This window comes from Flammeovirgaceae bacterium SG7u.111, from assembly GCA_034044135.1.
Lineage (GTDB): Bacteria > Bacteroidota > Bacteroidia > Cytophagales > Flammeovirgaceae.
This window is the reverse complement of sequence record CP139021.1, coordinates 6120799-6144672: the sequence shown is the minus strand read 5'-3', so window position 1 is coordinate 6144672 and position 23874 is coordinate 6120799. Positions and strand designations below refer to the sequence as shown.

Genomic DNA, 23874 nt, shown 5'->3' with positions numbered 1-23874 from the left:
CCTTTTGAAGATTAATAACTACGCTAATACAATGTTCAAAAAAATTAAAATAGGGACTAAAATCACAACACTACTGCTCTCAGTTGTTGTATTGTCCGTTTCCGCAATCAGCTATCTGGCATATGTCCAGATTAAAGACTCCACTGAGAAAAGGTATGCAGAAAGCTTTGCTGCCCTTGGTTCGTTGAAAGCGGAGCAGTTGCGTGCAATTTTCAACAACTTAGAGTCTAATATTGAAATCCTAAGTGGTACTGAAGGCTTGCCAACGCTTTTGTCTGAGTATTCGATGGATGCAGATTATGATCTTCAGGATTCGGTAAAGAGTGAGATTAAAAACCAGTATGGTTCTAAATTCAAGTCTGTAGAAAAAGGTTATGGTTATTCCAGTATTTTTCTAATTTCTTCTAGCGGGGAAGTTACTTACCTTAGTAAACCAAGTGTTTCCAATATAGAAGAAAGTGCGGTTTTTCCTGATTTCGAATATATCCAAGGTGAAATAAAAACTGACTCTGTCTTTTATTCAGATTTATATGTAGATGCTGGTGGAGTTTATATAAATGCTATCAAAACCCTTACAGATGAAAGCGGAATGCTTTCCGGTTATTTAGGTTTAGTTTATGATGTAAAAAGCAATATTTATCCTATTGTTGAAGATAGAACTGGTCTTGGAGCTACTGGAGAAATTTTGTTATCCAAAAGATCAGGTTTAAAAATTGACTTTATTAGTCCATTACGACACTTAGATATTTCGCCTCTCTCTTATAGTGTTTTGTTAAAAGATAAGGCATCGGTTGCAATGCAGAAGGCTGCCTCAAATGAAGAGCCTAGTGTAGTTGAAGATGTTGATTATAGAGAGAAAGTGACGGTAGCATATTGGTCTACAGTACCAGGTGTTAATTGGGGTATTGTAGTGAAAATGGATCAGGATGAGATCTTATACTCATTAAATACATTAGGTTGGACTTTTGTGAAGTCAGGTGCTATCATCGTTCTGTTTTCAATACTAGTAGCAATAATCTTCTCTAGGCTACTGACAAATCCTATTATGTCCTTAAAGTCTAAGATGAATTTAGTGGCTAAGGGAATTTTGCCTGATAGGATAGAGAAAACAACCAATGATGAAATTGGGCAAATGGCCTCAGCTGTACAAGAGTTGGTAGGGGCGCTTAAAAGAACTGCAGATTTTGCTTCTCAAATTGGTAGGGGAAATCACGATGCTGATTTTAAGCCAATGAGTGATGATGATATGCTAGGAAATGCACTTATCACAATGAGTGATAGCATTCAAGAGGCTGAGCAAAAAGATAGCGAACGTAACTGGATTGTAACTGGAGTTGCCGAAATTGGTCAAATATTAAGGTCTCATAATAACCTTGAAGATTTGGGTGATGAAATCACAGGGTTTATAACTGATAAAATTCACGGAATTCAGGGTGCGTTCTACACCGTAGATGATGATAACAGCAGTACTCCTACCTTGGAAATGAAAGCTAGTTATGCTTATCAAAAGAAAAAATATCTAAAGGCGAGTTTCAAGTTTGCCGAAGGACTTCCTGGTCAATGTGCCGCAGAGCAGGATGTAATTTATAGGACTGAAATACCAAATAGTTATGTAACAGTAACTTCAGGCTTAATAGGTGAACAGAAGCCAAGTTCATTGTTGCTAGTTCCATTAATTACGAATGAAAAAGTTTACGGGGTTTTAGAGTTTGCTGGATTTGAAGAGTTTACGAAAACCCAAATTGAATTTGTCCAAGAAATTAGTGTTATTGTAGCAAGGACTATTTTCAATATCAAAGTAAACGAAAGAACTGTAAAGCTTCTTGAAGAGTCACAAAAAATGAGCGAGGAGCTTAAGCTTCAGCAAGAAATTCTAAGGCAGAATGCTGAGGAAATGGAAGCCACTCAAGAAGAGCTTAAGAGAACGAACCATAGGTTAGAAGATCAAATATTAGAGGTAAATAGGACACAAAAGAGATTACAAGTTTTACTTGAAAATGCTTCGGAAGTAATCACTATTTATGAAAAAGATGGAAGGGTACGATATATAAGTCCATCTGTAGAGCCTATTTTAGGATATACCCAAGACGAGCTTATTGGAGTGAATGACATCAGTAATGTTCATTCGGATAGTACGGATACTTTCAGAAAGATGTTTGATGAGTTGTTGGAGACGCCTGATTATAGGGTTACCAGACAATATGAGTACAAACAAAAAGATGGTCAGACTGTCTGGCTGGAAGCTACAGGTACAAACCTATTAGGTGATGCCGCAATACAAGGGATTGTAATTAATTCTAGGGATATTACAGAGAGAAGAAGGGCTGAGAAAGAAGAGCGAATGAGAAGTCAAATGCAGGCGCTCTCTGAAAACTCTCCAGACCTTATTAAAAGAGTAAATAGTGAAGGTATATTCTTCTATGTGAACCCTACTATTAAACAGATTACAGGAAAGCCTACTGAGTTCTTCTTATCTAAATCTATTTATGAAGTAGATATAGATACATCTTTAAAAGAGGCGTGGATAGAGATTTTTAAAGAGGTTTCTCTTAAAAATGAAAAGGTTTCTACCGAAATAGAGGTTAAAATAGAAGAAGAAGGTTTTGAGAACAGGATAATGCAAGTAAATGCAATACCCGAGTTCAGCGAAGAAAATGCTTTAGAGTCAGTGCTTTTGGTATCGCATGATATCACTGAAAGTAAAAAGGCGGAAATAGAAATTAGGGAAACCAATAAAAAGGTTACGGAGAGTATTAACTATGCTCAACGAATTCAAACATCTATACTTCCAGATGATGAAGCTATCAGAACCGTATTCCCAGATTCGTTTATCTTTTACAGACCTAGAGATGTTGTAAGTGGAGACTTTCCTTGGTTCTTTCAGAAAGGCGATGATGTGTATATAGCTGCAGTAGACTGTACAGGTCATGGTGTTCCTGGAGCATTGATATCTCTAATCGGTTATTTTATTCTAAATGATATAATAAACAATAGCGGTAACAGTTCATTAAGCTCAGGAGAGGTACTAGACCAATTGAATGATGGAGTTACCAAAACTTTGCGTCAAGATGTTAGCTCTAAGACACGAGATGGAATGGATATAGCTCTTGTAAAAGTGAATAAGAAAAGTAATATCATCCAGTTCTCAGGAGCGCACAGACCTTTGTACCACGTTTCAAATGGTGAATTAAAGCAGGTTAGGGGAGATAGGTTCCCAATAGGTGGAGGTCAATACAAGACGAGGACGAATTTCAAAACGAGCGAAGTTGAAATTACCCCTTCAGATGAAGTGTATTTCTTTTCAGATGGTTTGCCAGACCAATTTGGAGGTGTTGACAATAAGAAGTTTGGTAACCAAAGAATAAGGGATTTAATCCTAAATAGTAATCATCAGAATATGGGTGAAATGAAGAGGTTGTTTGAGTCTTCATTTGAAACCTGGAAAAGTGATAAACGGCAAACTGACGACATCCTTCTTATAGGGTTGAAGTTTCAAAATATTTAAATCAGTAATTTTTAAAATTCCGAATTGACTCAGAAAAAAACAGCTTGTCATGAAGTATATATATGATTTACACAAAACAATGTTGAAAAAAAACCTGATATTGGTTTATGAGGGAGAATTTACCCAAGAAATAACCAAGTCGGTTTTATCAATGGCTGAGAGGAATATGGATTCCTTCGGAGAAGAGTCCAATATTAAGCGCAAAGTTTTTAACGTGATGGTAGAGTGTTTGCAGAATATCTGTAAACACGCAGAAAGTTTCGATGAAAGTGAATATGGTAAAGGAATGGCTAATGCTATATTCATGATAGGGAAACAAGATTCTGTATACTTCATCACTTCTGGTAATGCTATATTATCGGAGTATGTGCCTGATATGGCTTCAAAGCTCGAAAATATTAATAGTCTTGATAAAGCAGGGCTAAAAGATCTTTACAAAAGTATTATAAGAAATGGTTCAATTTCTGACAAAGGAGGAGCTGGACTTGGCTTTGTAGATATGGCTAGGAAATCCGGACAGAAACTTATTTTTGATTTTGAGCCAATCAATGATAAATTGACATTTTTCTCACTACAGACTACAATACCAAGAATCTAATACAAAAAAACGATATAAAGCGATGGAATTATTAAACCTTGAAGGTACTGAAGATACTCCGAGTGTCTTGTTAGATAAAGGGAATGAAATTTTTGAATTATCAGGAAGGTCTTTACCTGAAGATGCAGCAGAATTTTATCAACCCATACTTGACTGGCTTAGTAAATACAGCTTAGAGCCAAACCCAAAAACTCAATTTGTATTTAAACTTGAGTACTTTAACACAGCTTCTTCTAAATTGATTTTGGATGTGTTATCTCAACTAGAAGAAATTGATGGGGTAGATATTTTGTGGTATTATCACGAAGATGATGAAGATATGGAAGAAGCAGGCGAAGAGTTTTCTGAGCTTGTGGAAGTGGATTTTGAATTTAAAATCTACTAGTCCAAGAATAATCTCAAGAAAAGGGATTGCGGTTTTGAAGCTGTGATCCCTTTTCTTACAACCAAATATTTTGGTTGAAAAGAAGTAATTATCCTAACCATAAGCTATTAATAGCTACTTAGATTTGTTTTAGATGAGTGAAGAAATACTCAAAGCTTTAACGCAACTATTCGCCATAATCTGTAAGCAAGATGGTGGAGTTACGGAAGGGGAACGCAATTTCGTTATTAGCTTTTTTAGACAAGAGCTAGATCGCAAGAGTGTTGCTGAGTACGTAGCGCTATATGATAAATTTGCTGATTATGGAGTTGAAAGTAATGAAGATCTGTCCGATTCTCAGAAGAAAAAGGCTAAAAAGAAGCTGACAAACGTTCGAGATTCGGTTCGTACTTTGGGGATTTGCCGAAAAATCAATAAAACACTTAACCAGAAGCAGAAAACAATTGTATTGGTTAAGCTGCTTGAGTTATTAGCATCTGACAGATCTTTCACTCCTCAAAGGATGGAAATAATTAACACAGTGTCTACTGTGTTTAATGTTCCTAGTGAGGAGTATAAAAAGATTGAAGATTTTGTCATTGAGGAGCATTCATCTCGCTTGGATAATGATGATATTTTAATCTTCGATGATGAAAAACCACCAGAAGGAAGCAATATCAGGTATATTGATTCAGGTCTATTGGATGGTGAAATAATATTTGTAAGGGTCAAAAGCGTTGGTTTATATTTTACAAAATATACAGGTGAAGATGAAATCTCACTAAACAACCAACAAGTAAAGAAAGATACCATTCTCCAATTTACCCCTGGAAGTGTATTTAAAACTCCTAAAGGAGCTCCTCTTTATTATAGTGACCTAGTTAGCAAGTATAACAGTGAGGGTGAACTTGATAAGATTTCTTTTAATGCCGATCATATTGAATTTAAGTTTCCAAATGGAGCGATAGGTTTGAATGATGTCAATATTTCAGAAAATACTGGAAGGTTGATAGGTATAATGGGAGCAAGTGGGGCTGGCAAAACTACCTTATTAAATGTATTGGCAGGTATAGAGCAGCCTTCTAAGGGTCGTATTCTGATTAATGGGTTTGATATCAACAAACAAAAAGACAAAGTAGAGGGTGTAATTGGTTATGTTTCTCAGGATGACCTTCTTATCGAAGATTTAACTGTTTATGAAAACTTATATTACAATGCCAAACTTTGTTTCAAAGGCTTAAGTGAAGAGGCTATCGATGGAAAGGTGATGGAAGCTTTGGCGAACTTAGGTTTAGATAGAATAAAGGATCTAAAAGTTGGTAATGCCCTTAATAAAAAAATAAGTGGTGGTCAGAGAAAGAGGCTAAATATAGCTCTCGAGTTAATAAGGGAGCCATCTGTTCTTTTTGTGGATGAGCCTACTTCAGGTCTTTCATCTAGAGATTCAGAAAATGTTATAGATTTATTAAAAGAGCTTTCACTTAAAGGAAAGCTGATTTTTGTGGTTATCCACCAACCATCGTCAGACATCTATAAAATGTTTGATAAAATGATTTTGATGGATACAGGTGGTTATCCAATATTTAATGGAAATCCTGTTGAAGCAGTTGTATATTTTAAATCTGTAACTGGTCAGGTAGGTAGCGAGAAAGGGCAGTGTAATACATGTGGTAATGTTAATCCAGAGCAGTTATTTAATATTATTGAGGCAAGGGTAGTTGATGAATACGGTGAATTCACAAACAAAAGAAAAGTTGCTCCTGAAGATTGGAACAAACTCTTTAAGGAGAACTTTAGCCTAAATAGAAATGATGACATAGAAGAGGCTCCTCCTAAAAACCTTAGAATTCCTTCTAAGTTAATTCAAGCATCCATCTTTACGATTAGGGATTTTCTGTCTAAGGTCAGTAATAAACAGTACCTCATAATCAACTTAATTGAAGCTCCTATATTAGCTCTTTTACTTTCACTAGTAATTAGGTATGTAGCTTCAGGAGACGATAGCTATATTTTTAGGCATAATGATAATATCCCTCCTTATATCTTGATTTCGATTTTGGTCTCGCTTTTTATGGGATTAACAGTCAGTGCTGAAGAAATTATTAGGGATAGAAAAATATTAAAGAGAGAGAAGTTTTTGAACCTTAGTAGAAGTAGTTATTTAATATCCAAACTTTTAATTCTATTTGGTTTATCTGCTCTTCAGACCCTAACATTTGTCTTAATTGGTAACACAGTACTTGAAATTCAGGGTGTTAATATAATGTACTGGTTTGTTCTCTTTACTATTTCATGTAATGCGAATGTTTTAGGGTTGAATATTTCATCGGCATTTAATTCTGCAGTTACTGTCTATATAATTATCCCGCTATTAATTATTCCACAAATGATATTTAGCGGTGTGATCTTTGATTTTAGCAAGCTAAATAACTCTATTTCTGGAAGAGGACAAGTACCGATCATAGCTGATATTATGTCATCTAGGTGGGGCTATGAGGCAATAGCTGTTCAGCAATTCAAATCAAATAAATTTGAAAAGCACATATTTGAATATGAGGCTGAAGAAAGTACGAATAACTTCAAGGTCGCTTATTGGATTCCTAAGATGCAAGAATTACTTATGTCATCAGGAACTATTTTAGAGCAAGAAGTTATTTCTGACTCACTCAGTGAAGAATTAAAGACTAAGTATGAAATTATAAAGTATGAGTTGATTAAAGATTCCTATAGCCAAGCAAATTTGGATATTACATTTAAGGATAAAGATTTTGACTCATTTAATGCGGAGGATGTCAGCTTGATTTGGGAGCATTTGGAGAATGCATCTAGTTACTATAGCCTTTTGCTTGCAAGGGCAAATGATGCTAAAGATTCAGTATTATATAGTATGGAAAATAGCTTGCCTCAAGGGGTTTCCTTAACAGAGTTTAAAGACAAGCACTTTAATGATCAGCTAGAAAGTGTTCTAACTAATAGTTCCGCAGAAGAGAGGATTGATATTGTAGACGGAAAAATCATCCAAATACTAGATCCTGTATTTCAATTACCTTATAACAATGGTCAACTTTTAAATTACAGGGCTCAGTTTTTTGCTCCTAAAAAACATCTGTTTGGTGTATATTTCAATACGTATTACTTTAACCTTTGTGCTATTTGGTTCATGACCCTAATACTGTATATTACTTTATATTATGAAGTTTGGACTAAAGCTTCAAAACTTATAAGTAGAATGAATACAAAGAGACCGTTATCAAAATAACTTTGAGAACCAATCGTTTTTAAGATGCTATAATAAGAGGGATTGTTTTAGATTCGTTTAAAAAATCACTAATTTATCGTATCAATATTTTTCTTGAATCCATTTTTAACTATTCTTAAATCTAATAGATATAATACCTTATGAAAACATTGTATCTAAGTATATTTACAATCGCTTTTTTACTTGGTTGCGGAGATAATAATGCATCTAATGAAGAGCAGGGCAATGAAGTCAAACATGATAAAGAAGTCGTTGTGGAGGAATTGGCGCCTCAATTATCAGATGATATCATCAACGATATATTACAATCAATACCTTCACCACTTGAAATTTCTTTACTGATCAAAGAGGTTGGTACTGTGTATCAAAAGTCAGATTTGAATGACTATAATAATGTATCTAGATATAACTCAAGTTTTAAGCAAGCTTTAAACTTAGGTATTTATGGTACAGATTTAGGGTATGCAAACATTTATAACAAAAATCAAGATGCTTTAAGTTATCTAAATTCTGTTCAGAAACTAGCTGAAGGAATCAGTATTGGTCAGTTTTTCGATTACAATACACTTAAGCAGTTGGCAGAGAGTGCTGACGAAAATCTTGATGAGTTGTTAAGAACAACTACAGCTAACTTTGAAAAGATCAACTACCATCTTAGGCAACAAAAACGTGAATACTTGAGTATTCTTTTGCTTACTGGTGGATGGGTAGAGGCTCTTTATTTGACTACTATGGTTCATGATAGAACCAAAAATGAAGTCTTGAGAGAAAAAATAGGCGAACAAAAAATCGTACTAGATAGGATTTTATTAGTTCTTGATGTCTATAAGGATAGAAGAGACTTTCCTGAATTGATAAATGATTTGAAAGAGCTTCAAAAGATCTATGACCAAATAGAAATAGAAACAGTGTATGGTCAGCCTACAATGGTTGAAAAAGATGGTATGTTAGTAGTTGTTGATAACACAAAAAGTGTTGTTAAAATTACAGATAGGGATATAGATAGTATTACAAGTCTTTTAAAGTCGATCAGAAGAAAGATTATAAACTAAGCTTGTAAAAATATTATCTCCACTTATTTAATCAAGTTTGGACCGTTTGATTATTGATAACTACCATGAAAAAAATATATAAATTTTCTTTTTTTATTCTTCTAATATTAACTAGTTCTGTGGCATATTCTCAATGTAATGCAGAGTTATATGTAAATAAAAGTATGAAATCACTATCTCCAGGGTTTCAATTTTCCAAAAGTTATAGAATAGACGGCAGAGGAGGTAGAAGACCTAAAATAGAATATACTTGTGTATTCAGTAAGGATACCAATTATGAGATAAAGATTAGTGGAAAAGATGGAGGGGCTCAAGGTCTTATAGGGACATTGTATGATTCTAAAAGAACTCGTATGGTATCTAACTTTTATAATAACAAATTTTTGGAGGGGTGGAATTTCAAATGCCGTTCTACTGGGATTTATTATTTGAGTTTTACATTTAAGAATTCGAAAAGTTACTGTGGAGCAGCTGTACTTGCTTTTCGACGGTAAAAATAAGTTTTTATACTTATCAGAGGGAGTGGCTTAGCCACTCCCTTTTTTATTGCATTTATATTTTACAGGAGTATATGGCTTTTTGAATTTAGGTTTAGAGGTTTTCCCGATTCTTTTTTAACTTACTTTAGATTTTTTTAAAAGAACCTAATTCTACCAAAACATGAAGAGAAGAAAATTTATTAAAACGACTGCTGCTGTTTCGGCAAGCTTGAGTGTTGGTACTTTTACAGCTTGCTCTACAAGTACCCAAAAAGAAGAAGCTAAAGAAATTGTTACTGAGGGAAAAGCTACTGTTGCTGCACCAATATTTAAGATTTCCCTTGCAGAATGGTCATTTCATAATGCGATTTTTGGTGACTCCATAAAAAATATAACTGATTGGCAAGATTTCGCCTACCGGATGAAAAATGATTATCAATCCATAATATCACAAGGCTCTCTCAAGAATATTGATTTTCCAGCCAAAGCTCGCTCGTTAGGCTTTGATGCTGTAGAATATGTGAATACTTGCTTTTTTGATAGAGCAAGGGACACTAAGTATTTGGCAGAGCTCAAAAATAGGTGTGAGGGTGAAGGGATACAAAGCCTTTTGATTATGTGTGACAATGAAGGGGCAATTGGGAATTCAGATGCAGAAGAACGTAAAAAATCGGTAGAGGCCCATTATAAATGGGTAGAGGCTGCAGCGTTTTTAGGTTGTCATTCCATAAGAGTTAATGCTCAAAGTTCTGGTACTTATGAAGAACAACAAAAAGGAGCGGCAGAAGGGTTAAGAATGTTGGGTGAGTTTGCGGATGGACATGGTATAAATGTAATTGTGGAGAATCATGGAGGCTTTTCAAGTAATGGAAAGTGGTTGGTTGAAGTGATGAAAATGGCTGATCACCCTAGGGTGGGTACTTTACCTGATTTCGGTAACTTTAGAATTAGCGAAACGGAAATGTACGATCGTTATCAAGGTGTTACTGAGCTTATGCCTTATGCAAAGGCAGTGAGTGCTAAAGCCTATGATTTTAATCCCGATGGAAATGAGGTAGATATTGATTATCACAAGATGATGAAAATAGTGCTAGATGCAGGTTACAGGGGATATGTTGGAATTGAGTTTGAAGGAAGTAACCTTCCCGAAGAAGAAGGCATTCTCCAAACTAAGCAATTACTTGAAAGAGTAAGGGAAGAGTTAACTCCTCAATATTCATAAGTTACAGAATTATGACATTTTAGGCAGCCTGTAAAAAGGTTGCCTTTTCTTTTAAAACTATCAACCAAACTCTGACTTGATAAGGAGGCTATCTTTGTCGATTACTAAGAGTTACCGTGTTTTACGAAATTGAAGATGAAAAACCTCTTACTATTTTTAATTTATATACCTATACTTTTTTCTTGCTCAGATCAGGAGAGGAACCCTGAAAAAGCAACTACTCGTCCTAATGTAATATTAATCCTTACCGATGATCAGGGCTATGGGGATTTGGGTATCCATGGAAATGAAAGTATTCATACTCCAGTACTGGATAAGATGGCAATAGATGGGGTGAGGATGGATAGATTTTATGTATCTCCCTTATGTGCACCAACAAGAGCAAGTCTTCTAACTGGTCGGTATAACCTCCGGACAGGTACTCGTTGGGTTTCAGATGGTTTGGAAAATATGAGAGGGGAAGAAATTACCATAGGGGAAGTTTTTAACAACGCAGGATATAAAACTGGATGCTTTGGGAAGTGGCATAATGGAGCTCATTTTCCTTACCACCCAAATCAGCAAGGATTTGATGAGTTTATAGGGTTTTGTGCAGGTCATTGGAATAACTACTTCGGAACAAAACTTGAAAAAAATGGAGAGCCTTTTTCAACAAAGGGTTTTATTACTGACGCGCTAACGGATGAAGCCATTTCTTTTATTAAAGAAAATAAAAATGCGCCGTTTCTATGCTATATTCCCTATAATGTTCCTCACAGCCCGTTTCAAGTTCCTGATAAGTATTACGATAAGTATTATAATAATCTCACAGCCATTGAAGATGAGGCAGAGCGTAGAAAGGCTGCTGCGGTTTATGGAATGTGTGAAAATATGGATGAGAATGTTGGTCGAATCTTTACTGAAGTAGAAAAGTTGGGGCTGTCAGAAAATACGATTATCATTTATTTGACAGATAATGGACCCAATGGTCATAGGTTCAATGCAGGCATGAAAGGAATAAAAGGTTCTGTACATGAAGGTGGGGTAAGAGTGCCATTTTTTGCCCAATGGAAAGGTCATTTTCCTAAGGGTGTCAAATCGGGAAAGCTTGCGGCTCATATTGATGTGTTACCTACGTTAGCGTCTCTTTGCCAAATTGATTTGCCCAAAGGGTTAGTGCTAGATGGAAAAGATATTTCTCCTTTGTTAATGGGGAAAGAGGAAGGCTGGCCAGATCGAATAATTTTCACCCAACAATCTGATAGAGAATTAGATCCGTTCAAAAAAGGGGCTTTAAGGAATAGTAGATATCGCTTGGTGTTTGAAGGCAATAAAGGTGGCGAGCTTTTCGACATGCTAGAAGACCCAAGAGAGCAGCATGACCTTTCAGAAGAAAAGCCTGGTTTACTCGATAGTCTAAAAGGTGAATACCTAACTTGGTTTGCGGATGTGTCTGCCGAAGTATATGATTTGCGAAGTATTCCCATGGGTTTTGAAGATCAGCAAAAAATAGTACTACCTGCTCATGAGAGTAATTTTGAAGGAGGGCTCAAATTCAAGGAAGGGCATGGTTGGGCTCACGATTGGCTCGTAAACTGGACTTCTACTTCAGACCAATTATATTGGAAGGTGGAAGTAGCAGCATATGGTAAGTACAAAGCATATATTTCTTATACTTGCCCAGAAGAGAATATTGGTTCGCAGATACAACTTACGGCAGGGGAAAATAAGGTTGTAGGGAAAATTATAAAACCCTTTGATCCAAGTTATTACCCAAGTCCAGATCGAATCTCTAGAAAGGAAGTTTACGAGAAAGATTGGGAGACTGTAGAGTTAGGGGAGATAGAAATATCTCCTGGAGTTAGGCAGCTTACCATTAGGGCAACGGAAGTGCCTACAAGCCAAGTTGGCGAGTTTAAAAATTTGACACTAATCAAAACGGAATAAATTGCTGATGAAGTTACTCATCTATTTTACCTTGAACATAGTTGTAGTTCCAGGGCTTTTTGTACTATTGGGCTTAGCCTTAGCAATGCTTTTGCCCCAAAGAGACCCCATCCGAAGTGCAAAAAACAAGGTGAAAGTCGGTTGGGCTTCAGTATTGTCGGCAACAGTAATCGTTTTAGTTATTTGTGCAGTTTTGTGGGGTTTGGGAGAGATGCTACCTGTAGACAAATTGTGGGGAATCAGTAGGATATTACTTTATTCTTCCGTTACCTTGTTTCTGAGTTGGGTAATACCATGCTCGTCTTACCTATATTTGTCGGGGCGTAAGCAGCGAAAAGCGTTGAAAGGTCAGGCTTCAATCAGAAACCCAACGGGAAAAGTTGAGCATTACCTTATCACATTGCCGGGTTATTTTATAATTGTATCGGTAATGGGGCTTTTGGGCTATTTTTTTTATTTTTAACAAGTGGTATTAGTAACTTATCGGAGGTTACGGTTTTCCCTTATATTGTTTTACTTTATGCAGATACGTTTTTATTCATACCTATTATTAGCTGTTGCTGGAATTGGATTGTGGTCATGCGGACCTGCAAGGCTCAAAGATGATTACATTGCACCTTTGCCTAGCGAAGCCAATAATAAGCTAGTGGTAAAAATTCAGTTTATGAACGATGTGATTCGGAGTAATCCAAATAACGATTACTATTATTACAAAAGATCATTACTGAACCTAGATGCAGAAAGGATAAATGCCGCATTGAGAGATATAAATGGAGCTATTCAGCGAGAGAGCAGTGAAGGGAAGTACTTTTTCGTGAAGGCCAAGGTGTTAAAAGAGCAAGAAGAGTATGGCGAGGCATTGGCAGCTGCAAAAGCAGCGGAGAGGAAGGGGTTTATTTTGCCTGAATTAGACATGCTTATGGGAGAACTTTGTTACTTGGACAGCAACAGAGAAGATGCCTTAGCCTATTTGAGGAAAGCGCAAGGTAGCCTTCCCAGTCACTATCAAATCCCACATTATATTGGAAGTATCCTAGTCGAAATGGAAGATACTACGGCAGCAGTTCAGCAGTTGAACCATGCATTAGAATTGTATCCAGGCAATACCCCTACCTACAATCAGCTTATAGGATTGTACAATAAATATCAAGCACCTAAGATAGCATTGGAGTATGCGAATAAGGGCCTAGATTTGGCCCAGCCCGACGATTTGTTCTACTACCAAACTGGCGAAGCTGTTGAGAAGGTTTTTGGGATCGATTCATCCAATTATTGGTACGATCAGGCACTTAGGATGAATAAGCAAATGTGGGAAGCGAATATTAAAAAAGCACGGTACGAACTCAAGAAAGGTGCTTTTTCCCAAGCAGAAACGTACTACAAACGGGCCCTAGTCCAAAAACCAGATATTGAAAATGGGTACTTTGAGTTAGGATATATTTATGAATACTATCTGGATGACCTAGATGAGGCATTAGTTTCTTATAAGCAAGCCGCAACAGTTGACAGCACCAATACACGTATCTCGTGGAACATCAGAAGGGTCATACGAAAAATTAATTTCAGAGAGTTTTCTGGTACATTTTAAAATAGCGCAAAAGCTTCTGAAGAATTCTCACTATTTAAACTTTCTTCCCATGGGAATTGATAACCGAACCAATCGAAAACAGCCTTGTTTTTTGGCTTTTCCCTATTCGGCTTTGGTCTAAACCGTACCCGCTAGTAGTTATTTGGAAATATCTTTCTTGTCACAAACAAGATATAGCCTATTGTTTTATAAACTCTTTTCGGCTCACTAAAAAGTTTCGTAGCATATTTCGGTTGAGGGTTACAGCTTCGTTTGTTTTTTGAGATATTCCATAAAAAACATCTTTTCCTGGGTAGAGTAATAGTTCGTTGTCTTGCTCTCGGTAAAGGTCGTTAAGAGTGATTATACACATGGCTTGCTGTCTTCTAAGACTATCTCTCAAAGAGCTTCTTTGTACAAATTCTTCTACCCTAAAGGTTTGGAACTGTTGGATATAGGCGTAGAGTTTTGCAGAGTCCAGTTGTTGGATACCTGGTACTTTATAAAATACAGAGTCAAATTCTACGGTAAAGCTGTTTTCAGTATCCCCTGGGTATTTTACCTCCATCCTCTTAAGGGTTCTCCAACTGGTGAGAAGTACTCGCTTGTCGCGCCAGTCTTGCTCGTCTATATCCAAAATAGTGTACAAATCCAGATATGTGCCTGGTACATAAATACTGAACAATTGTCCGTCGGGAAGTGATGCATAAGTTTCGTTTCCCTGCTTGGCTATTTTATAGTTCAAGGCTTCGGTCGGACCAGAAAACACATGGATGTCTATGGGATTTCGTGCTAGTTCTTTTTCCACTTCAGCCTTAAAAGAATCGCCAACGGGGCGCTTTACCTCAATTTTTTGAAATAACTGAACCAATGATTCTATCCGCTGAGCATTTACAGGATAGGTGCTGTTCAGCATCCATTGTTCAGGGCCTTTTGTTTCTAGTATATCCTCGCCTAACTGAATTTTGGTGATAGTGAGGGTCGTATCGTTAAGGGAAAATACCCTTGTGTTCATATCGAGAGTGCTAGAACTTTCAGAGGTCTGGAATGATAGAACAACTCCAATGGCTAAAGCAATATTGATCCCAATAAGAATTTTTAATTTACTCGTCATGTGGCTTTTTTAGCTTTTTCTAAAAGCAATTTAAGAATTATTATAACCTAGTTCTGATTTTTGGGTTCTAACCCATATCAAAATAGGAAGTTTGGTGAAAAAATATGCTTCTTATCTATGGTCAAAAGTAGAAAGCATTTTTTTTCGGGAGAAGTATCGCCGCTAAAGTATAAATTTGGAAGGTAAACTCCATTGCCAAACGATTTGAATCAAACCACTTTTTATTTTTATGAAATTCGAAATTAGTGAAGCGCAGTCTTTTTTAGCTGAAGAAATTAATAAGATCAATTTAGAAGTAGAGCCAGTAGAGCTTTATCAACCGATTAGGTACATACTTGATTTGGGAGGGAAAAGGATGCGCCCTGTTCTTACTTTGCTAGGTTGTCATTTATTTTCCAATGATTATTCCAAAGCCCTTTATCCAGCTTTAGCTATTGAAGTGTTTCATAATTTTACCCTGATGCACGATGATATAATGGACAATGCTCCTCTCAGGCGGGGAAATGAGACCGTGCATGAAAAATGGGGTAATAATGTAGCTATCCTATCGGGAGATGTGATGTTGGTAAAGGCTTATGAGTTATTGTTAGAAAATGACGTGCCCCATATGGGTAAAATGGCTAAACTTTTTAACCGCTGTGCATGTGAAGTTTGTGAAGGACAGCAGTTTGACATGAACTTTGAAAAAATTGATCGTATTTCTGAGGAGGATTACCTGAACATGATTCGGCTCAAAACTGCTGTTTTACTTGGGTTGAGCCTACAGATGGGAGCAATAGTAGGAGGGGCAGATGATAAAAATGCGGATTTATTGAGAGAGTTTGGGGTGAATTTGGGAATGGGTTTTCAGCTTAAAGATGATCTCTTAGATGTATTTGGAGACCAATCTAAATTTGGCAAACAGGTTGGTGGCGATATAATAGCCAACAAAAAGACATTTCTTTTGATAAAAGCTTTGGAAAAAGCAACAGGGGAAGATGCCGAACAACTGGCGCATTGGCTTGCGGCAAAGGACTTTGATAACGAGAAGAAAGTAAAGGCTGTCACAAAAATTTATAATAATTTAGAAATCAAGTATACTACAGAGTTAAAGATGGAGTTGTATTTTTCAAAAGCTTTCCAGCTAATTGAGCAAATAGATACAACCGAAGATAAGAGGTCTGAACTTATCGCTTTTGTGGAGAAAATTATCAACCGCGAAAAATAATGGACGTATTTATTTCGACTCAATCCTCTCACTTTCAAAAAATTAAAATCATAACTTTTGTAAATCTAGTTTTGATATTTATTTTTGGAAGCTACTAGAAATTCAAATGGTGCTTTTCACCGCTACTTTCATTACTTTCCACAAACGAGCAACTGCATTAATTCTTTTTTAACAGGCTATTCCAAATAATCTTTTGATTTTAATGGTTTGGTTAGCTGAATAGTACTGTTTGGTATATAAAAAAATTAATGAAACTGATTTAACAATCAATCCATTCACATCAACGAAAATGAACCAAAAAATGTCAAAAACCACTTTTTTCGTCCTCCTTTGGGTAGCCTTTGGCGTATGGAGTTGCGGAAACACCAAAGAACAGAAGGTCTCTTCCAAAATTACTTTGAGCGAAGTAGAAATTCCTAATGGATATCAGCAAAGGTTTGAACAAGTAGCCTATTTGCTCGACTCTGTGGCCATAACTGAAAGCCTTATTGAAGAAAGGTTAAACGATGGTACTAAATTCATCGATCACCTAGACCGTATCCGAGGGTTTGAAGCATTTGTAGAATACACTCGTCAAAAGTTGATAAAACTAGAGAATGACTTAGGGAGTAGTGATGGGCAAAATCAACTTTTACAGCAGATCATTGCGCAATATCATGAGGAGCTTGAAGTAAAGGATTCGGTAATAGGAAGACTTTCTGAGCAAGTAGTAAGGTACAAGGGAAAAAATGATGAGTTGGTCCGAAAAATAGATCTGCAGAGGCAAGAGATCACAAGCCTTGAAGATGAAATAAATGAAAAAGAGAAGGAGTTGGATCGGTTAAAAGATAGTATCACTTCTCTTTCGAAAAAAATGACAATAGCCAAGGCTGATTCTTATATGGAAAAAGCTGCTGCTGCTGAAGAACTTGCCAATAGAACACAGTTTGCCCCTAAAAAGAAAAAAGAAGCCTACCAAGAAGCCTACCAGCTTTATAAGCTTGCTTATGAAGCAGGAAGCCAACAAGCTGGAAAAAAAATGGAAGAATTGAAGTCGAAGATGTAATTTGGCTTCAAAAATAAATTCCATCTAATTCTATGCAGCACATCAAGAATGTAATATTTGATTTGGGAGGGGTGATAATGAACCTCCATTTTGACCGAACTTACGATGCTTTTAATGAGTTGATCGGTCAAGATTTTAAAGAGATATTTGCCCAACACAAACAAGATCCAGTAATAGATCAGTACGAAACAGGTCGTTCAACCACCGAAGAATTTCGAGACGGATTGAGGGAAATGTTTGGGCTGCCTCAATTAGCAGATGATGCTATTGATAAGGCTTGGAATGCTATGCTAGGCGATATTCCTAAAGAACGAATCGAGTTTGTAAAAAAAGTAGGAAAGGAGAAAAGGGTGTTTTTACTAAGTAATACAAATGCTTTACACAAAACCTATTTCGACAAAGTCTATTCAGATACTGTGGGTGGAGGGGATATAGAAGAGTTATTTGAACAAGCATACTATTCACATACCTCACACGATCGCAAGCCAAATGTGAGTATCTTTCAAATGGTTTGTCATGAAAACGAGTTGAAACCTAGTGAAACCGTCTTTATCGACGATACCTTGCAACATGTAGAAGGTGCTAGAAAAGCTGGTTTGGAAGCTATTCACCTCCAATTACCTACTACTATTCTCGATTTAGGTCTTATTTAGGTATATATACATTATACAGATACTTAATTGTGAAAGCTAGCCTTTTGTAAAATATACAGAACAGAGGGCTAGCTTATTTTGTAACAATGCTTTTCGGCTCTGTATTTGACTCCTTTATGCTAGTCAAGAACTTCGCAAATTGCAATTGTGTTAAAGTAGTATGGTTGTTGCCTTAATGTTTATATATAATCAAGTCCTAACTAAGGAATTATAAATATTACGTTAATTATTTAGGCTGTTATGTACAAGTCTAATATAGATAAGGTAAATTTGCAGAATTATTTAACAAGGTGCATCAATATGAATGTGTATGGATAAAGATATTTACATAATACGACACGGAGAGACTGACTATAATAACAAAAGACTTGTTCAGGGAAGTGGAATCGATTCTGACTTAAATGAGACAGGAGTGATGCAGGCAAAAGCATTTTTTCATCACTATCAAGAAGTGGGGTTTGATAAGATTTATACATCAAAGCTAAAGAGGACTCATCAGTCTGTTAGGAGCTTCATTGATGAAAGCTTGCCTTGGCAGCAGCTAGAAGGCCTGAACGAAATTTCTTGGGGGCACAAAGAGGGGAGACCACTCACTAGTAAAGATGATGAGGATTATGCAAACATGCTCATAGGGTGGAGAAGTGGCGATTACCATAGAAAACCCAAAGGCGGTGAAAGTCCTTACGAAGTGCAGGAAAGGCAGAAAAAAGCATGGAAATATATTATGTCAAATGAGCATGAGAGTAAAGTGCTTGTTTGCATGCATGGTAGAGCTATTCGGATTCTTTTGTGCTTCCTTTTAGGAACTGAGCTAAAAGATATGGATCAATTTGAGCACAAAAACCTATGTCTGTATCATTTAAGATATAGCGATGGAAGGTACGAGATCTTAAAAAGATCTGACGTAGAACATATAAAGAAGTACCAAGCTCTGCAAGTTAGGAAAGTAGGCTAAGCCTCTTAAGCCATTATAAGGAAGATAGTAGGCTTTTTATGAAGTTCTACTGTCGTCTTTTTCCATCCATTTACTGTTTTTGTTTTAATCATTTGGTCGGGGTGATGGATGTTTGCTGCAATGCAAATTTTGGTATCGATTTGGCATGTAGCGATTAAGTCCGTCATTAAGTGATTGTTTCTATAGGGGGTTTCCATAAAAATTTGAGTTTCCCTATTTCTAACAGAAGCTTGCTCCATTTTCTTTATGTATGCCAGCCTTTTGCTTTTATCAATGGGCAAGTAACCATGGAACACGAACCGTTGCCCAGAAAGCCCCGAAGACATTAATGCTAGGAAAATGGAGGAAGGTCCTACTATAGGCTCCACCTCTATTCCTTTTTTATGAGCGTATTCCACAGCCATCGCCCCAGGATCGGCTATGCCAGGGCATCCAGCTTCAGAGATCACCCCCACATTTTCGGTAGTAGGGATTTTATTGAAGAAAAGTTCGATTTCTCTAAGCTTTGTTTTTTTATCTAGGACAAAGAAATTAAGATCTCTTATACTCTCTTTAATGCTTAACGAGCCCAAAAATCTCCTAGCCGTTTTTTCTTTTTCCACCAAGTAATAATCGCATGATGAAACCGCTTCACGCAGTTGGGGAGAAACCCAGTTTAAATTAGTATCGGCAAGAGGGCTTGGAATGAGAAATAACTTCACAGAAGAAGGGTTTTGGTGAGATGAGAACTTAGTTTTCAATAAAAATGCTTGAATTTCTTCAAAAAGGCTATAAATAATTGCAATTGAGCCTATTTTTCAGTTAATACTTTATATAATTGATAGCTTATTTGTAAAAGTAGTATCTTTTTGAAACCTTAGGTTAAATATTTTGCTAGCTACTTTATAAAAGATGGAAAGTGATGATTATAGTTTTGTGAAAACCTCACTTTGGCAATCTATAGTGTACTTTATATTTATCCTTATAGTAGTAGTTCTAATCCAACATATGTTTCGGGAATTATTTGGAGTGGCTTTCGCCTCTATCATCTAGACCGGTTTTAGTCTGTTTAATGTTTTTTATTTCCGAAATATGTTTAGGAGTTATCCCTCCTGAGTTTTTTATGATGTTGATTATAGGTGAGCCAAGTAAATATTATATCTTGCACCTGCATTTAGCTTGGGTAAATATTTCAGTACAGCTCTCTTATTTAAGAAAGCTATTAAAGAGTAAAAGCCCGCAGAAATATGTTTTACGCTATAAAAATATGAGGGAATACTTATTTTACTAGTTGCCATAACGTCGTTACCCTTTGCGTTGGTTAGTATTATATCAGGTTTCCTGAGCTTTGAATTTAAGAAATATATACTTTTTGCTAGTGCGCGGTTTTTAAGATTTTGCTTATACGACTGGGTACTTAGGAATGTTGATCTAATATAAGATTAGAGTATTTTTTTATGCCTAAATAGAATATGTTTCAATTTGGTCAGCTACATAAAACAAAGTTTGTTTTATGTAGTTATACCCAAACAAATCAGGCTTAAAACTTTTTAAGTGAAGTGAATTGTTTTGATGAGTCGATTTGTGAAGTATAGTATTAATAAGGTCATTGCCCTTTCAGGCAATATTATCATACAATATCTTAGTCAAAAAAGTTGAGGTTTCAAGAAACACTTTCTTTGAGTTTTAACTTTATGGCATTTTTATAGTTATAAACCATAAATAGGACAGGCACAATATATCTAAATGGGGCATGTTTAATTCTATGAATTACTCATTCTGTTAAAATCAGCTTTGTACTCGTTCCTTTTTCATGTTTTTACCTTAAAACATTTTACACTTTGAGGATAAGAATAATTTTTAAGCTAAAGAACAAAGGCGCTATCTTGCCCTTTCATCACCAAAAGCAAATTCGTTTTTTGCTTAAAGAAGTGTTGGGAGATGAGCTATTGAATAGCACCAACCTTTTTAACTACTCTGGACTGAAGGGCCAAACTAAGGTTGGTCGAGAGGGATTGCATTACTTTTCAAAAAGAGTAACGCTTGTTTTTTCTGCAATGGATGAAAAGTTTATCAATACAGTTATTGATAAACTTTTCAAAAACCAACATGTGCTTTTGGGTGATCTTATTTTAGAACCAGAATATGTAGAAAAAGAACTTACCAAGCCTCTCACATCTTCATGTAGATATCTTTGTTTATCACCTTTGGTGGTAATTAATGAAGAAAGTAGTGAGCAGAATAAAGAATTTATCCATCCAACAAATGATACATTTTCTGATTATTTGTATGAATCTACGATGGAGAGGATGGAATATTCAGGGCTGTACGACGCAAAAGAGATAGAGTCATTCTTTAGGTTTCAAATCGTACCAGATAAAATCTATCTCGATAAGATTGCTCGTCAAGACAAGAAATTTGCCCGTATTTATACGACAATAACCAAAGGAGAAATCAAAGAAGTAAGAGGGTATACATTCCCATTTTCATTATATGCTGATCCAAGAGTACAGGAGTTTATATACAATTGTGGGTTTGGCGAATTGACAGAAAATGGCTTTGGTATGTTAGATATGGCATCTGTTGAAGAAGTAGCAAGAGAAGTTATTTACGACCGTTCTATGCAGCAGGGTTCATAGTATAAACCTTCCTGATTAATACTCTCATCTCCTTATTTTATAATAAAAGGCGTAGGAGAAAAAGAAATAACGAAAATGATGAGTGATAGCCAGCCTATCACTTTTCTTTTCCACCCAATTGGCTGTTCATAAATTGCAGGGGGGTGATATACCCCCAAAAACCTACCTATTAAAAAGCCAAATACTAGCCAGCCTGTATATCCTTCAACCGTTGGAACCATCGATTTAAATAAAAATTGAGCCGTATACACAGAAACTGCTATTAATGCAATAGACTTTGGATCCTTAGTTATTTTACTGAATGTGAAGTAAAGATATACTAGGTAAATTAGCGTCATTTCAAGGTTATGACTCCAGTCTACATGAAAATCTTGAGCGGAAAAGAGACCTAACCCACCAAAAAATATAAACAGTATAAATAAAGCTGGAGAAACCCATCTGTGAAGGCGTGGTCCAATCAAGCCATACAGAATATGTCCTCCGTCGAGTTGACCTATGGGAATTAAATTTAGTGCGGTAAAAAAGCAAGCAAGAAAGCCTGCAAGTAAAAGAGGACTGTGCATAATCTCATATTCATTTGGAATAAGAGAAGGGTCTTCAACCACAAATTCTTTAAAGAACTCAAAGAGTAGGTTTGTTCCCATTACTATTGAGCCTTCAGGCATATCTTCATAAACATAGTCGGCGTAATCCAATCCATATTGAGCATATTCTGGATGAATCTCAAATATCTGTTCTGGGGAGGGAAGGTGTGTAAAGCCATAAAAAATGACACCGATAGCCAAAATAAAGCCTGCTAATGGTCCTGCGATCCCTACATCAAAAAATTGTTTTCTAGTATGGAGAGGGCTTTTGATTTGGATGAATGCTCCCATAGTTCCTATGCTAGGACCAAAGCCCAAAAACCACATGGGGATGTAGTAGGGAAGGGTGACTTTGAGTTTGTAATATTTTGCGGTAAAGTAATGCCCAAATTCATGAGCTGTTAGGATGGATAAAAAAGGAATTGAAAAGTAAAATCCAGCTAGAAAATTATCATAATCTAATGGGGCATTGGAAAAAAAGAAAATATTTCCAAACATCCACTCGGCTCCCGAAAAAGTAGTGGTGATTATGGTAATGATGAAAAGTAGTAGGTGTATGAGATTTCTTTTCAAAACTGATATGATAGGTTATGACCTTATGGAATAACAAGAAAACTTAATGGAGGTTTTCTTAAAGTCCTATAAACAAAGAAAAAGGCTAAGCATCATGATGCAAAGCCTTTTTCCTATTTACTTAAAGTGAATTACTACTTCAATTCAACTTCAGCACCAGCTTCTTCAAGCTGCTTTTTCAAATCTTCAGCTTCTTCTTTAGAAACACCTTCTTTGATAGTAGATGGTGTTTCATCTACAAGAGCTTTAGCTTCTTTAAGACCTAGACCTGACAAGCTCTTCACAAGCTTAACAACGGCTAACTTAGCACCACCTGGAGCTTTAAGAATAACGTCAAACTCAGTTTGCTCAGCAGCAGCAGCTTCATCACCACCACCAGCAGCAGCAACTACAGTTGCAGCAGCAGCAGCAGGCTCTATGCCGTACTCGTCTTTTAATATTTGTGCTAATTCGTTAACTTCTTTTACAGTCAAGTTAACTAATTGTTCTGCGAATTCTTTTAATTCTGCCATTTTAATACCTCTTTAACAATAAAATTAATAATACAAAAATTGTGGAAGCAATATATGTATCGTGCGTAACTCGATTTAAAAAAAACTAAAAAGGGCGTTATCTTAGTTATCTCCTCTTTCCTCAAGGGTTTTAAGGATTCCAACAAGCTTTTGACCTCCACCTTGCAAGCCAGAAATAACATTCTTAGCAGGCGATTGAAGTAAGCCAATAACTTCTCCGATAAGCTCCAAGCGGGACTTAAGTTTACTAAGTGTATCAAGTTGGTCATCACCAACGTACGTAGCGCTATCAACTGAAGCTCCTTTCAGAATTGGTCTTACAGAGTTTGCTTTTTTGCGGTAATCTTTAAGAACCTTAGCTGGAAGATTACCAGTCTCAGGAGAAAAGATGATACCAGAAAAGCCTTTTAATACTTCACTAGAAAACTCTTCGTAATCAACTTCAAGATTATCTAAAGCCTTCTTTATTAATGTGTTCTTAACTACTTTGTACTCAAGACCGTTTTTGAAGCATTCGCCTCTAAATTCGTTGATTTGAGCAACACTCATCCCAGATGAGTCAGTTATATAGAAATTGTCAGTGTTTGATAACTTTTCCGTCAAATCACCAACGTATTGGATTTTTTCTTCTTTAGTCATGA

19 protein-coding genes are annotated in these 23874 nt (G+C 36.2%); 14 read left to right on the top strand and 5 right to left on the bottom strand.

All coding sequences use genetic code 11. The features are described 5' to 3' along the window. The first annotated feature begins 31 nt into the window (after window positions 1-31). The 9 genes from R9C00_23850 to R9C00_23810 all read left to right on the top strand — a co-directional run bounded on the left by R9C00_23850 (window position 32) and on the right by R9C00_23810 (window position 13993). Window positions 32-3505, top strand: a complete 3474-nt coding sequence (locus R9C00_23850) for a PAS domain S-box protein (protein WPO34736.1) — start codon at window positions 32-34, stop codon at window positions 3503-3505. A gap of 49 nt (window positions 3506-3554) precedes the next feature. After that, window positions 3555-4103, top strand: coding sequence for a SiaB family protein kinase (locus R9C00_23845; protein ID WPO34735.1), 549 nt, complete (start codon window positions 3555-3557; stop codon window positions 4101-4103). A 22-nt stretch (window positions 4104-4125) separates the two neighbouring features. Continuing rightward, window positions 4126-4488 carry a DUF1987 domain-containing protein gene (locus tag R9C00_23840; GenBank protein WPO34734.1) on the top strand — a complete coding sequence of 121 codons (363 nt, stop codon included), beginning with the start codon at window positions 4126-4128 and terminating at the stop codon, window positions 4486-4488. Between the two features lie 133 nt (window positions 4489-4621). After that, window positions 4622-7726, top strand: a complete 3105-nt coding sequence (locus R9C00_23835) for an ATP-binding cassette domain-containing protein (protein ID WPO34733.1) — start codon at window positions 4622-4624, stop codon at window positions 7724-7726. A 140-nt stretch (window positions 7727-7866) separates the two neighbouring features. Beyond that, window positions 7867-8778, top strand: a complete 912-nt coding sequence (locus tag R9C00_23830) for a hypothetical protein (protein WPO34732.1) — start codon at window positions 7867-7869, stop codon at window positions 8776-8778. A gap of 660 nt (window positions 8779-9438) precedes the next feature. Next, entirely contained in the window at window positions 9439-10479 is a 1041-nt protein-coding gene (locus R9C00_23825) for a sugar phosphate isomerase/epimerase family protein (GenBank protein ID WPO34731.1), read from the top strand. 135 nt (window positions 10480-10614) lie between these two features. Further along, the gene (locus R9C00_23820) at window positions 10615-12405 is read left to right on the top strand and encodes an arylsulfatase (protein ID WPO34730.1); all 1791 of its coding nucleotides are present in this window, start codon (window positions 10615-10617) and stop codon (window positions 12403-12405) included. Window positions 12406-12412: 7 nt separating this feature from the next. Then, window positions 12413-12868 (top strand): hypothetical protein, encoded by a 456-nt coding sequence (locus R9C00_23815; protein WPO34729.1) that lies wholly within the window; start codon window positions 12413-12415, stop codon window positions 12866-12868. A 57-nt stretch (window positions 12869-12925) separates the two neighbouring features. After that, complete coding sequence (locus R9C00_23810) at window positions 12926-13993, top strand: hypothetical protein (protein ID WPO34728.1); 1068 nt, start codon at window positions 12926-12928, stop codon at window positions 13991-13993. Window positions 13994-14171: 178 nt separating this feature from the next. Here the strand turns inward: R9C00_23810 and R9C00_23805 are convergent, their stop codons facing one another. Next, window positions 14172-15086 (bottom strand): hypothetical protein, encoded by a 915-nt coding sequence (locus R9C00_23805; protein WPO34727.1) that lies wholly within the window; start codon window positions 15084-15086, stop codon window positions 14172-14174. 229 nt (window positions 15087-15315) lie between these two features. Here R9C00_23805 and R9C00_23800 point away from each other — a divergent pair, with 229 nt between their 5' ends. The 4 genes from R9C00_23800 (at window position 15316) to R9C00_23785 (ending at window position 18946) form a co-directional block, all read left to right on the top strand. Continuing rightward, window positions 15316-16293, top strand: coding sequence for a polyprenyl synthetase family protein (locus tag R9C00_23800; GenBank protein WPO34726.1), 978 nt, complete (start codon window positions 15316-15318; stop codon window positions 16291-16293). A 301-nt stretch (window positions 16294-16594) separates the two neighbouring features. Beyond that, window positions 16595-17338 carry a hypothetical protein gene (locus R9C00_23795; GenBank protein ID WPO34725.1) on the top strand — a complete coding sequence of 248 codons (744 nt, stop codon included), beginning with the start codon at window positions 16595-16597 and terminating at the stop codon, window positions 17336-17338. 32 nt (window positions 17339-17370) lie between these two features. Beyond that, window positions 17371-17991 carry an HAD family phosphatase gene (locus R9C00_23790; protein ID WPO34724.1) on the top strand — a complete coding sequence of 207 codons (621 nt, stop codon included), beginning with the start codon at window positions 17371-17373 and terminating at the stop codon, window positions 17989-17991. A gap of 310 nt (window positions 17992-18301) precedes the next feature. Next, entirely contained in the window at window positions 18302-18946 is a 645-nt protein-coding gene (locus R9C00_23785) for a histidine phosphatase family protein (GenBank protein ID WPO34723.1), read from the top strand. 5 nt (window positions 18947-18951) lie between these two features. Here the strand turns inward: R9C00_23785 and R9C00_23780 are convergent, their stop codons facing one another. Then, window positions 18952-19647 (bottom strand): SAM-dependent methyltransferase, encoded by a 696-nt coding sequence (locus R9C00_23780; protein WPO34722.1) that lies wholly within the window; start codon window positions 19645-19647, stop codon window positions 18952-18954. A gap of 1119 nt (window positions 19648-20766) precedes the next feature. Here R9C00_23780 and cas6 point away from each other — a divergent pair. Beyond that, the gene (gene cas6, locus R9C00_23775; protein WPO34721.1) at window positions 20767-21564 is read left to right on the top strand and encodes a CRISPR-associated endoribonuclease Cas6; all 798 of its coding nucleotides are present in this window, start codon (window positions 20767-20769) and stop codon (window positions 21562-21564) included. A 32-nt stretch (window positions 21565-21596) separates the two neighbouring features. Here the strand turns inward: cas6 and R9C00_23770 are convergent, their stop codons facing one another. The 3 genes from R9C00_23770 to rplJ form a co-directional block, all read right to left on the bottom strand. Next, window positions 21597-22646 carry a site-2 protease family protein gene (locus R9C00_23770; GenBank protein ID WPO34720.1) on the bottom strand — a complete coding sequence of 350 codons (1050 nt, stop codon included), beginning with the start codon at window positions 22644-22646 and terminating at the stop codon, window positions 21597-21599. A gap of 209 nt (window positions 22647-22855) precedes the next feature. Then, window positions 22856-23233: a 50S ribosomal protein L7/L12 gene (rplL, locus tag R9C00_23765; GenBank protein ID WPO34719.1), complete on the bottom strand. Its 378-nt coding sequence runs from the start codon at window positions 23231-23233 to the stop codon at window positions 22856-22858. A 102-nt stretch (window positions 23234-23335) separates the two neighbouring features. Next, the gene (gene rplJ, locus R9C00_23760) at window positions 23336-23872 is read right to left on the bottom strand and encodes a 50S ribosomal protein L10 (GenBank protein ID WPO34718.1); all 537 of its coding nucleotides are present in this window, start codon (window positions 23870-23872) and stop codon (window positions 23336-23338) included. Between the last annotated feature and the right edge of the window lie 2 nt (window positions 23873-23874).

Bases quoted from the DNA above. Each gene is read 5' to 3' on its own strand.
- R9C00_23805 (WPO34727.1), bottom strand. From the start codon at position 15,086: ATGACGAGTAAATTAAAAATTCTTATTGGGATCAATATTGCTTTAGCC.
- R9C00_23790 (WPO34724.1), top strand. From the start codon at position 17,371: ATGCAGCACATCAAGAATGTAATATTTGATTTGGGAGGGGTGATAATG.
- R9C00_23770 (WPO34720.1), bottom strand. From the start codon at position 22,646: ATGTTTGGAAATATTTTCTTTTTTTCCAATGCCCCATTAGATTATGAT.
- rplJ (WPO34718.1), bottom strand. From the start codon at position 23,872: ATGACTAAAGAAGAAAAAATCCAATACGTTGGTGATTTGACGGAAAAG.
- R9C00_23825 (WPO34731.1), top strand. From the start codon at position 9,439: ATGAAGAGAAGAAAATTTATTAAAACGACTGCTGCTGTTTCGGCAAGC.
- R9C00_23840 (WPO34734.1), top strand. From the start codon at position 4,126: ATGGAATTATTAAACCTTGAAGGTACTGAAGATACTCCGAGTGTCTTG.
- R9C00_23815 (WPO34729.1), top strand. From the start codon at position 12,413: ATGAAGTTACTCATCTATTTTACCTTGAACATAGTTGTAGTTCCAGGG.
- R9C00_23820 (WPO34730.1), top strand. From the start codon at position 10,615: ATGAAAAACCTCTTACTATTTTTAATTTATATACCTATACTTTTTTCT.
- R9C00_23795 (WPO34725.1), top strand. From the start codon at position 16,595: ATGTCAAAAACCACTTTTTTCGTCCTCCTTTGGGTAGCCTTTGGCGTA.
- rplL (WPO34719.1), bottom strand. From the start codon at position 23,233: ATGGCAGAATTAAAAGAATTCGCAGAACAATTAGTTAACTTGACTGTA.
- R9C00_23835 (WPO34733.1), top strand. From the start codon at position 4,622: ATGAGTGAAGAAATACTCAAAGCTTTAACGCAACTATTCGCCATAATC.
- R9C00_23800 (WPO34726.1), top strand. From the start codon at position 15,316: ATGAAATTCGAAATTAGTGAAGCGCAGTCTTTTTTAGCTGAAGAAATT.
- R9C00_23845 (WPO34735.1), top strand. From the start codon at position 3,555: ATGAAGTATATATATGATTTACACAAAACAATGTTGAAAAAAAACCTG.
- R9C00_23830 (WPO34732.1), top strand. From the start codon at position 7,867: ATGAAAACATTGTATCTAAGTATATTTACAATCGCTTTTTTACTTGGT.
- R9C00_23785 (WPO34723.1), top strand. From the start codon at position 18,302: ATGGATAAAGATATTTACATAATACGACACGGAGAGACTGACTATAAT.
- R9C00_23810 (WPO34728.1), top strand. From the start codon at position 12,926: ATGCAGATACGTTTTTATTCATACCTATTATTAGCTGTTGCTGGAATT.
- R9C00_23850 (WPO34736.1), top strand. From the start codon at position 32: ATGTTCAAAAAAATTAAAATAGGGACTAAAATCACAACACTACTGCTC.